Consider the following 12,440-nt stretch of genomic DNA (forward strand, 5'->3'; position numbering starts at 1 on the left):
CCGGGACGGACGCGCCTCGAATCCTTCCTTTCTCCGCGGGTGTCGCCAGGAGTACGCGCGCGTGATGGTCGTTTCCCCGTTTTCTGGACACCCGGGGTTCACTGACCGACAATCACGAGCGTGACGTCGTCCTTCGAGTTCAACACGTACCCCGCGCGGCTCTCGGACGCGGAGCGCGACAAGGCGCTGCAGGTGCTCCGTGACGGCGTCGCGATGGGCCGTCTGTCGCACGACACGTTCGTGCGCCGCATGGAACTCGCCCTGGCCGCGCGCCGGGCCGACGAACTCGCCGCGCTGACCGCCGACCTGCCCAGGGAGAACCGCCTCTCGCGGGTCCTTTTCGGCACCGTCGAGGCGGTCTCCGGCTTCACGGTACGGCTGCGCACCGCCTGGCAGGCCGAGCGGCTGCCCAAGCTGATGCTGCCGCACGCCGGCAACGGCCATCCGCTGCGCATAGGCCGCGACCCCGCCAACGGGCTGCGGCTGAACCACGAGACCGTCTCCCGCGTGCACGCCGAACTCCGCCGCCAGGGCGGGATGTGGGTCCTCAGGGACCTCGGCTCGACCAACGGCACCACCGTCAACGGGCGCCGGGTGATCGGCGCCGCCGTGGTCCGCGACGGCGACCAGGTGGGTTTCGGACGGATGGCCTTCCGGCTCTCCTCGAACTGAGCGGGGCCCGGCGTCGGACACGGTGGCCGAAAACGAGTTGTCCGCCGCGGTGTTGACGTACCCCTGAAGTCGTGACTGACTGTGCGTACACCATGCACACCAGGTGAAACGACGGCACCACATTGTGGAGGTGTGCCCTGCCGCTCCTCCGCTATCCGACCGTGGACGAGCTGGGTGCCCGCGCGGCCGCGCTCGTCGCCCGCCGCCCCGAGGACGCCCGGTTGCGCCGTATCGGCACCTCCCGCGCGGGTGCGCCCCTGTGGCTGCTTTCCGTCGGTCACGGCAGCCGGCAGGCCCTCGTCGTGGCCGGGCCGCACGCCAACGAGCCGGTGGGCGGCGCCACCGTCCTGCGGCTGGCCGAGCGCACGCTCGCCGACTCCCGGCTCACCGAGGCCGCCGACACCACCTGGAACCTGCTGCTGTGCCTCGACCCCGACGGCTCGCGCCGCAACGAGGGCTGGCTGTCCGGGCCGTACACCCTGGACCACTACTTCCGGAACTTCTTCCGGCCCGGCTTCCTGGAGCAGCCCGAATGGCTGCCCGACGGCGCGGCCGCCGCCGTGCTGCCCGAGACGCGCGCCCTGCTCGGGCTCCAGGACGAGCTGCGGCCCTTCCTCCAGTGCTCCCTGCACGGAGTCGACGTCGGCGGCGGCTTCGTGGAGCTCACCCGCGACCTGCCCGGCCTGGCCCGGCGCGTCGCGCACTCCGCGGCCCGCCTCGGCATCCCCCGTGAACTCGGCGCGTACGACACCCTGTACTGGCCCAGCGTGGGCCCCGCCGTCTACCGGATCCCGCCGCCGCGCCGGGGCGACCTGGCCGCGGCCATCACCGAGGCCGCCGTCGAGTCGACCTGGTTCCACCCGCACCGGTACGGCACGGTGACCGCGATCGTCGAGGCGCCGATGTGGGGCGTGGCCGCCGTGGAGGACGGCTCGCCGCCCGCCGACCGGGACGCGGTGCTGCGCACCGTCAGCGGCACCCTGCGCCACGACACCCGGCTCCTGGATGGCGTCCTCGCCCGGATCCGGCCCCAGCTGGCCGCCGTGCCCGACGCCGGCAGCCTGCTCGCGCCGGTCGACGACTATTTACTCGTCTGCCCCGGCCTGGCCGACTCCTGGGACCCCGACACCGACGACGGCAGTGCCCGCCGGCTGCCCGCGCTCAACACCGCCCACCTGGCCGCCCTGCGCATCTCCGGGCGCCGGCTCGCCCTGCGCACGGCCGGACTGCTGCGCCGGCTCGTGCTCAGCACCGGGCACGATCCGGCCGGCGTCCTGCCGGACCTGGACCGGCTGATCGACGAGTGGTGCGCGGACTACCGCGACGGCTGTGGCGCGCGCTGGATCCCGGTGGCCCGCCAGGCCGAGTACCAGGCGCGTGTCGTGCTGAGCGCGTTCGAACTGGCGCGGTGGCACGCGCGCGTGCCGTCCCGTTCGGGTGAGTCGGGCTGGGGTGCCGAGGCCGCCGTGCCGATGCACCGGGAATGACGTACTTCACGCAAGCGACCGCCGTACGCGGCGCCCTGCTGGCGGCCGCCCTCGTTGCCGCCTGCCCCGCCCCGGCCGCCCAGGCGGCGGTCCGGGACACCCACTCCGGCAACTGGCTCTACCTCACCGTCACCCGGGGCGACACCCGGTCCGGCGACATGCGTGGCACCCTGCTGCTGTGCGACCCGCCCCTGGGCCACGCCCACGCGGCCGAGGCCTGCGCCGAACTGGAGGCGGCGGACGGCGACATCGGCAGCCTCCCGGCCAAGGCGGACGCCGTCTGCCCGATGATCTACGCCCCCGTCACCGTCCGCGTGTTCGGGCAGTGGCACGGCCGGACCGTCGAGAACGAGAAGACGTTCTCCAACGCGTGCGCGATGGAAGCGGGGACGGGGGAGGTGTTCCGGCTGGACGACTGAGGCCGGGCCGCGCGGGCACGCGCGTGTGGGACATGACGGTGTCCCACGCGTGCGTGCCCGTTCTCGTCCCGCCGCTCTCCCCGTGCCGCGCCTCACGCCCCCCTCTCGCGCGCGTACTGCGCCGCCACGAGGACCGTGCGGGACTGGTGCTCCACCTGGTGCTCCAGCGGCACCCAGCGGGCCCGGAAACGCTCGGCGAAGGCGTCGCACCAGGAGGCGACGAGCTGTTCGAGCTCGGGAGCGGCGCGGTCGTCGGCCTCCTGGAGGACCCGTAGCAGCATCGCCGCCGCCCGCAGCGGCAGCCGCCGTCCGAAGGCGTCCACGCTGCCCACGTACGCCCTGGTGGTGTCGACGGGCGGGGTGTGGATCCAGTCCTCGGCCAGGCCCGGGATCAGCTCCAGCGCCCACTTCGCGGCCCGCAGCAACGGCCCCTCGGCGCCGTCCAGCCGTGGCAGGGCCTCGGCCAGCACCCGCTCCACCTCCAGCGCGTCCCGCTGGAGGCGACGGGCCAGGTGCCGCATCGCCGCCACGGGGGCGGGGTGCGGAACCGGGTCGTCCACCAGGTCGCTGGCCCACATCGGCACCTCCACCACCGCGGTCAGACCGCCGTACCGGTGGGCGTGGTACCAGGTGCTGTGCCGTGCGTCGTCCGGCATGCTCGGGTAGGGCACGCCCGACTCCGGTCCGGGCATCACATGCACGCCGGGCCCGGAGGCGGGCCAGCCCGCGGCGTCCGAGGCGCCTGTCTCCACCGGGATGCGCAGCTCCGCCGCCGACTTGGCGAACGGCTCGGCGAGCCCCGGCACGTCCTTGGTCAGCTGCACCCAGCTGCCGCCCAGATCGGTTCCGTGCAGGGTCACCTGGAGGAAGGGGCGCAGCTCGTCGATCACGCCGGTCAGGGTCCGGGTCTCGGGCGGCAGCCGGTCGGGCGGCAGCACCGACGGCGACCACTCCGGCTGCTCGGGGCCGGCCGGCCGGTAGAAGCCCAGGTGGTAGTCGAACAGGCTGCGCGGCGCCGGGGTCACATGCAGGCTGGCCCCGTCCGGGTCCGCGCACAGCAGGAAGTGCCAGGAGGTGTCGGCGCGCAGATCCGGAGCGCGTACGACCCGTTCGGCGAGCGCGAGGAGGGTGCCGCCCCCGGTCGGCTCGTTGGCGTGGGCGCCCGCCACCACCAGGACGGCCGGTCTGGCGTGGCCCACGGACAGCAGGTGCAGGGGTCTTCCCTCGCGTGAGACTCCCACCTGCCGCAACGTGCACAGGCCCGGCCGGTGAGCGGCCAATGCCCGGGCGGTTGCGACCAGTTCGGGAACACTGGGGTAACGCGGCTCCGGCAGGAGACTCACCCCCGACTTGTCTGCCCGGCTTCGCAATCCCCAGTGCCGCACGGCATGGGTGGACTGTCAAGCACAGCGCGGGGGAGCCTCCAGGGGGCGCCCAGATGCATTCGAGGTTGAGCCGACGGCGACGACCGTCGTCTCCCGTGAGCGGCACACCTCACCCCGCGCCCCCGGCCCGCTCCAACAACACCACCGGCATCGGCCCGAACAGCTCGGCCACGCGTGCGTGCCCCGTGAACTCTCGTTCCGGTGCCAGTACGTCGGTCCAGCGTCCCGGGGGCAGTGGCAGCCGGGTGTCGCGCCAGCCGCCTGCCTCCGTCAGCCGCAGCGAGAGCCGGGTCACGGCGGTCACGACGTCCCCGGAGCGCGCGAACGCCACGCAGTGGGCCGCGGCCGGGCCCTGGGCGTCCAGTGGTGTGTACGTGGCCGTGTCGCCGAAGGTGTCCGGGCGGCGGGCGCGCAGCCGGAGGGCCGCTGCCGTCAGTGCGGCCTTCTCCCCGGACGCGCCGGCCTGCTGCGCGGGCGGGAACCGCACCGGGCGCCGGTTGTCCGGGTCCACCAGTGCCCGGTACTCGTCCTCCGTGCCCTGGTAGAGGTCCGGCACCCCGGGCATCGTGAGATGGACCAGGGCGGTGCCCAGCACGTTCGCCCGGATGTGGGCCTCCAGGGAGCCGCGGAAGGCGGCCACGCGCTCACCGGGCGCCCCGCACGGCCCCTCCGCGACGAACGCGGCCACCGCCTCCTCGTACGGCGGCTCCTGCTCCGTCCAGCTCGTGTACAGGCCGGCCTCGCGGATGTGCTTCAGCAGGGCCTCGCCGACCCGTTCCCCGTCCGCCGGGCCGAGCCCGAACACCGTCTGCCAGGCGGCCCAGGCCAGCTGCGCGTCCGGCACGCCCTCGCCGTCCCGGGTCACCTCGGCGAGCACGTCCGCCCAGCGCCCCGGGCACTCGGTCAGCACGGACAGCGCCGCGCGCACGTCGGCGCTGCGCTTGGTGTCGTGCGTCGACACCACGGTCCCGGTGACCGGCCAGTCGCGCTGCACGCGCGCGCAGTACGCGTGGAACTCCGCCGGAGTCACCCCCGGGCGGCCCGGGTCGCCGCCCACCTCGGTCGCCGACAGCAGCGGCACGTAGCGGTAGAACGCCGTGTCCTCCACGGACTTGGCGCGCAGGGCCGACGACGTCTGCGCGAACCGCGCCCGGAACTCCGCGAGCCCGGGACCGTCACCCGCCGCCCCGACCAGCAGACCGCGCACCACATCGACCGCCCGGCCCTCCTCGGGCACGACAAAGGCACGGCGGGCCTCCTCGGCGGCCTCCTCGGTGACGACGGCGGCCGCGTCACCGCAGGCGTACGGCCGGTAGACCCGCAGCCGGACCAGCAGCTCCTGCAGCGCGGTGCGCAGCGCCCAGGGGGCCCGGTCGCGCAGCGCCGGGTCCGGCGAGCCGGCGCACAGACGGTTCGCCACCCGGGTCAGCCGGTCCGTCTCGGCGGCCAGCTCATGCGTGAGCACCTTGTACGCCGCCCGCCGCACCGTCGCCTCCCAGTCGCCGCCCCGGTCCGTCTGCGGGGCCGCGAACCTCCGGTACTGGCCGAGCAGTTCACCGGCCCCCACCGGGTCCGTGAACAGGCCGTCGACGTGCCGGAGGGCGTCGTAGCCGGTGCTGCCCGCGACGGGCCAGGAGGCGGGCAGGGGCTCCCCGTCGGCGAGGATCTTCTCGACGACGGTCCAGCGCCCGCCGGTCGCCTCGTGCAGCCGCCCCAGGTAGCCGTCGGGGTCGGCGAGCCCGTCGGGATGGTCGATGCGCAACCCGTCCACCACGCCCTCGCGCAGCAGCTGAAGAATCTTGCCGTGCGTGGCCTCGAAGACCTCCGGGTCCTCCACCCGCACCCCGATCAGCTCCGAGATGCTGAAGAACCGCCGGTAGTTGAGCTCCGTACGGGCCAGCCGCCACCACACCGGGCGGTACCACTGCGCGTCCAGGAGCTGCGGCAGCGCAAGCTCCTCGGTGCCCTCCCGGAGCGGGAATGCATGGTCGTGGTAGCGCAGCACGTCGCCGTCGACCACCAGCTGCCCGAGCTCCGCGCCGACCGGCCCGCCGAGCACCGGCAGCAGCACCTGGCCGCCCTGCGCGTCCCAGTCGATGTCGAACCAGCGCGCGTACGGCGACTTGGGGCCCTCCCGCAGCACCTCCCACAGGGCGCGGTTGTGGCGCGGGGCCATGGCCATGTGGTTGGGCACGATGTCCACGACCAGACCGAGTCCGTGCTCCCGCGCGGTGCGCGACAGCGCGCGCAGGCCTTCCTCGCCGCCGAGTTCGCCCCGCACGCGCGCGTGGTCCACCACGTCGTAGCCGTGCGTGGAGCCCGGGACGGACTCCAGGACGGGGGACAGATGCAGATGGGAGACGCCGAGCGACGCCAGGTAGGGGACGGCCGCCGCCGCGGCCGCGAACGGGAACTCGGGCTGCAGCTGCAAGCGGTAGGTGGCCGTCGGCACCACCGGGTCGGGTCGCTCAGATGTCATGCAAACCTACGTACCCATCCCGCCGCCTTTCGTGTCACGGCACCCGGCACGTGGCCCACGCGCGCGACCGGCATTCGAGCGAAGCCCCTGTCCTAGGCGGGCCGCTGAAGCACGGTCAGGCTCCGGTCCACCAGGGTCAGCCGCTCCCCGGCCCCCACCTTCGGACCCGTGCCCGGCGGTACCCCGTCGACGCGGGCGGTGTCGACCACGACCTGCCACTGTCGGCCGTGGTCGACCGGCACCACGAAGTCCAGGGACTTCGGCGAGGCGTTGAACATCAGCAGGAAGGAGTCGTCGCCGATGCGCTCCCCGCGCGAGCCGGGCTCGGAGATCGCGTTGCCGTTGAGGAAGACCGTGAGCGCCGACGCCTGCGCCGAGTCCCAGTCCCGCTGGGTCATCTCCCGGCCCTCCGGGGTGAACCAGGCGATGTCGGACAGCTCGTCGTGCGTGCCCTCCACCGGACGGCCGTGGAAGAAGCGCCGCCTGCGGAAGACCGGGTGGTCCTTGCGCATCCACACCATCGCGCGCGTGAACTCCACCAGTTCACCGCCGCGCCCGTCGCCGGACTCGTCGCCGGGCTCTTCCGCACCGGGCCAGCGCAGCCAGGCCAGCTCGTTGTCCTGGCAATAGGCGTTGTTGTTGCCGCGCTGCGTGCGCGCGAACTCATCCCCGTGGCTGATCATCGGCACGCCCTGGGACAGCATCAGCGTCGCGACGAAGTTCCGCATCTGGCGGCCCCGCAGCTCCCGTACGTCCGGGTCGTCGGTGTCGCCCTCCACACCGCAGTTCCAGGACCGGTTGTGGCTCTCGCCGTCCCTGTCGTCCTCGCCGTTGGCGCGGTTGTGCTTGTGGTTGTACGACACCAGGTCGTGCAGGGTGAACCCGTCGTGGCAGGTCACGAAGTTGATCGAGGCCAGCGGGCGCCGCCCGTCGTCCTGGTAGAGGTCGGACGAGCCGGTCAGCCGGGAGGCGAACTCCGCGAGCGCCCGCGGCTCGCCCCGCCACAGGTCCCGTACGGTGTCGCGGTACTTGCCGTTCCACTCGGTCCACAGCGGCGGGAAGTTGCCCACCTGATAGCCGCCCTCGCCCACGTCCCACGGCTCGGCGATCAGCTTGACCTGGGAGACCACCGGGTCCTGCTGCACCAGGTCGAAGAACGACGACAGCCGGTCCACCTCGTGGAACTGCCGGGCCAGGGTCGCCGCGAGGTCGAAGCGGAAGCCGTCGACGTGCATCTCGGTGACCCAGTAGCGCAGCGAGTCCATGATCAGCTGGAGTACGTGCGGGGACCGCATGAGCAGCGAGTTGCCGGTGCCCGTGGTGTCCATGTAGTAGCGCGGGTCGTTCGCCAGGCGGTAGTACGACGCGTTGTCCAGGCCCCGGAAGGACAGGGTCGGGCCCAGATGGTTGCCCTCGGCGGTGTGGTTGTAGACGACGTCCAGGATGACCTCGATACCGGCCTCGTGCAGCGCGCGGACCGCCGACTTGAATTCGAGGACCTGCTGGCCGCGGTCGCCCCAGGAGGCGTACGCGTTGTGCGGGGCGAAGAATCCGAGGGTGTTGTAGCCCCAGTAGTTGTTCAGGCCCATGTCGACCAGGCGATGGTCGTTCACGAACTGGTGTACGGGCATCAGTTCCAGGGCCGTGACACCGAGTTCGGTCAGGTGTGCGATGACGGCGGGGTGGGCGAGCGCGGCGTAGGTGCCGCGCAGTTCCTCGGGCAGCCCCGGGTGGCGCATGGTGAGGCCCTTCACATGGGCCTCGTAGATCACGGTGTGGTGGTACTCGGTGCGCGGACGCCGGTCGTCGCCCCAGTCGAAGTACGGGTTGACCACGACCGAGGTCATCGTGTGCGGCGCGGAGTCCAGGTCGTTGCGCTTCTCGGGCGCCTCGAAGTGATAGCCGTAGACCTCCTCGCCCCACCGGACGGACCCGCTGATCGCCTTCGCGTACGGGTCGAGCAGCAGCTTCGCCGAGTTGCAGCGCAGCCCGCGCCCCGGGTCGTACGGGCCGTGCACCCGGAACCCGTACCGCTGCCCCGGCATGACGCCCGGCAGATACGCGTGCCGCACGAACGCGTCGCTCTCGCGCAGTTCCACCGCCGTCTCCGAGCCGTCCTCGTGCAGCAGACACAGCTCTACTCGGTCCGCGGCCTCCGTGAAGACCGCGAAGTTGGTGCCGGCGCCGTCGTACGTGGCGCCGAGCGGATACGCCTCTCCAGGCCAGACCTGCATGGAAACGACTCTTCCAGGTGTCCCGCACCGCTGGGGGTGCCTTGGCCACGAGTCTGCCCGAAAGTGATGGAACCCCCTGTGACTTACGTCCCTCTTACCGGCCGACCAGTGCATACGAGGTATGCCGAATCCAGTGGGGCCGACACGTACTCCCGGGGACACAGGGGGAGTAGGGGGAAGATGTGCGCACGATAGTGCACCGCCATCTGGGCAAGGTGGTGGCCGGTGCGGCCATAGCGGTGGCGGGTACCGCCGTGATGGTCGGGATCACCCTGCCGGGGACGGCAGGGGCCGACGAGACAGGAGGAACCAAGGGGAATGCGCAGTCCGCCCGGCAGGCCGGGCAGGACTCCGGCGCCGTGCGGCCGGGCGTCGTCGAGCAGGCGCCGGCCGAGGGCGCAAAGGGCAAGGGCCGCGACCCGCTGACCGACGACGAGATCAAGCGGGTCGAGCAGATCGCCGTGAACCGGCAGCTGCTCAACACGAGCGAGGACGTCGACGGGAGCCACGGTCCGCAGCGCCTCAGCGTCGACCTGGCGGACCCGGACTCCGACGAGGTGGACAACCCCGACGCGCCGCGGCGGGCCGAGGTCACCTTCTACGACTACAAGACCGACACCCTCGTCACCAAGACCGTCAACCTGGCGACGGGCAAGGTCGAGCAGACCAGCAGCCAGCACGGCGTCCAGCCGCCGCTGAGCCGTGCCGAGAACGCCGAGGCGGCCAAGATCCTGATCGCCGACCCGCTGGGCGCGGGCCTCAAGGCCGACTACAAGGACGCCACCGGCCACGAACTCACCTCGCCGGATCAGCTGCTGTTCAACGGCGCGGTCTACCGGGCCACTCCGGGTGCCCAGCCCGCCGTGCTCGACAAGTGCGGCGAGCACCGGTGCGTGCGGCTGTTCCCGAAGGTCAAGAACGGTCCGTGGATCGATGCCAGGTCGCTGATCATCGACCTGAGCGCACGCAAGGTCGCAAGGCTCGACCGCGGCTGATCGGACGTCCGGCCGAGCGGCCGTGCGTCCCTTTCACCTTTCCAACCTGCTTCTCCTGCAAGGGAGTCATTTCTTCATGCGCGCGAACAGAATCAGCCGTGCCCGCAGGCGGGCGGCCGTGGGCCTGTCCGTGGCCGCGCTGGCCGCCGGTGCGACGACCGGCGCGGGACCGGCCGCCGCCCAGCCGAAGACCGCCCAGGCGGCGGCCGCCGACTGCAGTGCCGCCTACAAGATCGAGCAGAAGCTCGCCACCGGCACGACCTGGCGGATGTGCTGGCGCTACGACAGCAAGGCCGGACTGGTCCTGGAGAACGTCTCGTACCAGCCCAAGGGCGAGACCAAGCCGATCAAGGTCCTCAACAGCGCCCGGCTGGCCCAGATCGACGTCCCCTACGACGACGGAAGCGTCGAGTACGACGACCTGACGGGCTTCGGCTTCGCCCAGGGGCTGGTGAACCTGGCGCCGGGCGAGTGCCCCGGCGGCACCATCAAGACCGTCCGGGTCCCGGACTCCTGGGACCCGCAGCACGCCGACGTCAAGGGCCTGTGCACCACCACCCGCTCCCGCGGCCACGCCTACCGCATGCAGGGCAACAGCGCGAACAAGGTCTACCAGACCCAGGGCAAGGACCTGCTCGTCTACACCGTGAACCAGGTCGGCTGGTACGAGTACATGACCGAGTGGCGCTTCCAGGACGACGGCACGGTCAACATGAATGTCGGCGCCACCGGCAGCCTCTCCTACGGCGACTACGACGCCGGTGACGGCCGCGGCTGGCCCATCGGCAAGGGCGCCAAGGCCTACGCCACCAGCCACAGCCACAACGTCTTCTGGCGGCTGGACTTCGGCCTGGACGGCTCGTCCAAGACGAAGGTCGAGCAGTACGACTCGGCGGTCACCGCGCCGGCCCGCGGCCAGGAGGCCCCGACCAACAAGACCACCCGCACCAAGGTCACCAAGGAACTCGCGGGCGACGCCAAGACCTACCGCTGGTGGCGGGTGGTCAGCGCCACCGGCAAGAACAAGGACGACCACGCCCGTTCGTACGAGATCGTCCCCGGCCCGACCACCAGGTACCCGGGACGCAGCTTCACCAAGCACGACGTCTACTTCACCGAGTACAACAAGTGCGAGCAGTTCGCCAGCAACAACCCGGGCAACTGCCCCGCCGGCGCAGGCAAGTCGGTCGACAAGTGGGTCAACGGCCAGACGCTCACCCACCCGATCGTCTGGATGAACGTCGGCTTCCACCACATCGCCCGGGACGAGGACCAGCAGCCCATGCCGGTCCACTGGCAGGGCTTCGCCATCGCTCCGCGCGACGTCACGGCTATGAATCCGCTCACTCCCGACGAGCTGGCATGGCAGAACGGGCACTGGCAGCCGCGTAGTTGAGAAAAGGACCCGTCCATCCGGCTGCACCGCCGACCGGTACCGGAGTACCCTTCCTTGATCGTTGACACGGGGAGAGCTCGGGGGAGCGGAAGGCGGTGCGCGGGTGGGCTCGGGAGGGCTGGAGTTGCCCCCTGGTGACGAGGGTCACGAGGGGAACTCCACAGAGGTCCCGCCCGGCGTGGTGTCCCTGGCACGGCCCATGGACGCCGGTGCCATCGGGCCGGAGCTGGACTGGGGCGCCGACGCCTGGCTGGAGGTGCGTACGCGCGCCCAGCGGGCCGGCCGGGCCTACATCTGGCTGAACCTCGTCGAACAGCGGCTGCGCGCGGTCGTGGCCGCTGTTCTGCGCCCCATCTACGAACCCGTCCACGGCGACGAATGGGTGGTCGCCGCGGCCGGCCCCGCCGGACAGGAATGGGTCCAGCGCGCCGTCGCCGTACGCGAAGTCAGCCGCCGCAAGGGCTACTTGCTCGACCCGGCGGACGACAACGTCCTCAGCTTCCTCACACTGCCCCAGCTGCGCGAGCTCATGGTGCAGCACTGGCCGTGCTTCGAGCCCTACTTCGACGAGCGCCGGGACGTCGAACTCGCCCTGGACGAACTCGAAGTCACCCGCAATGTCGTCTCCCGCAACCGGGCCCTGTCCGAGGCCGTGCTCAACCAGGCCGAACGTGCCTCCGCGCGGCTCCTGGAGATGCTCGGCGCGGGCAGCGACGTGCCGTCCTCGCGCCGGCTGCCCGTAGACGCCGTAGAAGATCTGGTCGGCGACCGGTACGCGGACGTGGTCGCCGTGCACCCCGACCGGGTGCGGCTGCTGCGGCAGTTCCCCGCCGAGGACATCTTCGGCGGCGCCCGCCGTCTCGACGCCATAGGCATCGGGCTCAATCTGCTCGTGCAGAACTTCTCCGGACGGCGGCTGGTCCGCCTGGCCGAATCGGGCTGCCGGGTGCGGCTGCTCTTCCTGAACCCGGCCTCCAGCGCGGTGAAGCGGCGCGAGCGCGAACTCGGGATGAAACGGGGCGAACTGAGCCGCGCGGTCGAGATGAACATCCTGCACATGCGCAGGGTGCGCTCCCGCCTCCGGGATCCGGGCGCCTTCGAGATCCAGGTGTACGACGAGACACCGCGCTTCACGGCCTACCTCGTGGACGGTGACAACGCGGACGGTGTCGCCGTGGTGCAGTCCTATCTGCGCGGGGCGCGCGGGATGGAGGTGCCGGTGCTGGTGCTGCGCAACGGAAGCCGTGTGGTCAAGTCGGGCGATGTGGAGGAAGGTGGCCTCTTTTCGACATATCGCGAGGAGTTCGAGCTGACCTGGGCGGACTCACGGCCCGTGTCCTGAGCCGTCCGCGGAGGATGAAGCGGAATGCGGT

The 12,440-nt window shown here is 71.8% G+C and carries 9 protein-coding genes; 6 read left to right on the forward strand and 3 right to left on the reverse strand.

Annotated features, from left to right (window positions below; translation table 11 throughout):
• The first annotated feature begins 120 nt into the window (after positions 1–120).
• The 3 genes from ACZ4EG_RS05550 to ACZ4EG_RS05560 all read left to right on the forward strand — a co-directional run bounded on the left by ACZ4EG_RS05550 (position 121) and on the right by ACZ4EG_RS05560 (position 2,578).
• Positions 121–672: an FHA domain-containing protein gene (locus ACZ4EG_RS05550; protein WP_453556911.1), complete on the forward strand. Its 552-nt coding sequence runs from the start codon at positions 121–123 to the stop codon at positions 670–672.
• A gap of 161 nt (positions 673–833) precedes the next feature.
• Positions 834–2,159 carry a M14 family zinc carboxypeptidase gene (locus tag ACZ4EG_RS05555; RefSeq protein WP_467789647.1) on the forward strand — a complete coding sequence of 442 codons (1,326 nt, stop codon included), beginning with the start codon at positions 834–836 and terminating at the stop codon, positions 2,157–2,159.
• A complete protein-coding gene (locus ACZ4EG_RS05560; RefSeq protein ID WP_467789648.1) occupies positions 2,156–2,578 on the forward strand; it encodes an SSI family serine proteinase inhibitor in 423 nt (140 codons plus the stop codon). The genes ACZ4EG_RS05555 and ACZ4EG_RS05560 overlap by 4 nt, the downstream gene beginning before the upstream one ends.
• A 92-nt stretch (positions 2,579–2,670) precedes the next feature.
• Here the strand turns inward: ACZ4EG_RS05560 and ACZ4EG_RS05565 are convergent, their stop codons facing one another.
• The 3 genes from ACZ4EG_RS05565 to glgX form a co-directional block, all read right to left on the reverse strand.
• Positions 2,671–3,921 (reverse strand): M14 family zinc carboxypeptidase, encoded by a 1,251-nt coding sequence (locus tag ACZ4EG_RS05565; protein ID WP_467789649.1) that lies wholly within the window; start codon positions 3,919–3,921, stop codon positions 2,671–2,673.
• A 151-nt stretch (positions 3,922–4,072) separates the two neighbouring features.
• On the reverse strand, positions 4,073–6,442 hold the full coding sequence (gene treY / locus ACZ4EG_RS05570) for a malto-oligosyltrehalose synthase (protein ID WP_467789650.1): 2,370 nt from the start codon (positions 6,440–6,442) through the stop codon (positions 4,073–4,075).
• A gap of 92 nt (positions 6,443–6,534) precedes the next feature.
• On the reverse strand, positions 6,535–8,676 hold the full coding sequence (gene glgX / locus ACZ4EG_RS05575; protein ID WP_467789651.1) for a glycogen debranching protein GlgX: 2,142 nt from the start codon (positions 8,674–8,676) through the stop codon (positions 6,535–6,537).
• A gap of 182 nt (positions 8,677–8,858) precedes the next feature.
• Here glgX and ACZ4EG_RS05580 point away from each other — a divergent pair, with 182 nt between their 5' ends.
• The 3 genes from ACZ4EG_RS05580 (at position 8,859) to ACZ4EG_RS05590 (ending at position 12,409) form a co-directional block, all read left to right on the forward strand.
• The gene (locus tag ACZ4EG_RS05580; protein WP_453556923.1) at positions 8,859–9,671 is read left to right on the forward strand and encodes a Tat pathway signal sequence domain protein; all 813 of its coding nucleotides are present in this window, start codon (positions 8,859–8,861) and stop codon (positions 9,669–9,671) included.
• Between the two features lie 76 nt (positions 9,672–9,747).
• The gene (locus ACZ4EG_RS05585) at positions 9,748–11,067 is read left to right on the forward strand and encodes a copper amine oxidase (RefSeq protein WP_453556925.1); all 1,320 of its coding nucleotides are present in this window, start codon (positions 9,748–9,750) and stop codon (positions 11,065–11,067) included.
• A gap of 103 nt (positions 11,068–11,170) precedes the next feature.
• Complete coding sequence (locus ACZ4EG_RS05590; protein WP_453557040.1) at positions 11,171–12,409, forward strand: SAV2148 family HEPN domain-containing protein; 1,239 nt, start codon at positions 11,171–11,173, stop codon at positions 12,407–12,409.
• The last annotated feature ends 31 nt before the right edge of the window (positions 12,410–12,440 follow it).

It is taken from the genome of Streptomyces sp. NPDC025638, from assembly GCF_055558775.1.

Excerpts from the sequence above, each read along its gene's own strand:
- ACZ4EG_RS05560 (WP_467789648.1), top strand. The coding sequence starts at position 2,156 with ATGACGTACTTCACGCAAGCGACCGCCGTACGCGGCGCCCTGCTGGCG.
- treY (WP_467789650.1), bottom strand. The coding sequence starts at position 6,442 with ATGACATCTGAGCGACCCGACCCGGTGGTGCCGACGGCCACCTACCGC.
- glgX (WP_467789651.1), bottom strand. The coding sequence starts at position 8,676 with ATGCAGGTCTGGCCTGGAGAGGCGTATCCGCTCGGCGCCACGTACGAC.
- ACZ4EG_RS05585 (WP_453556925.1), top strand. The coding sequence starts at position 9,748 with ATGCGCGCGAACAGAATCAGCCGTGCCCGCAGGCGGGCGGCCGTGGGC.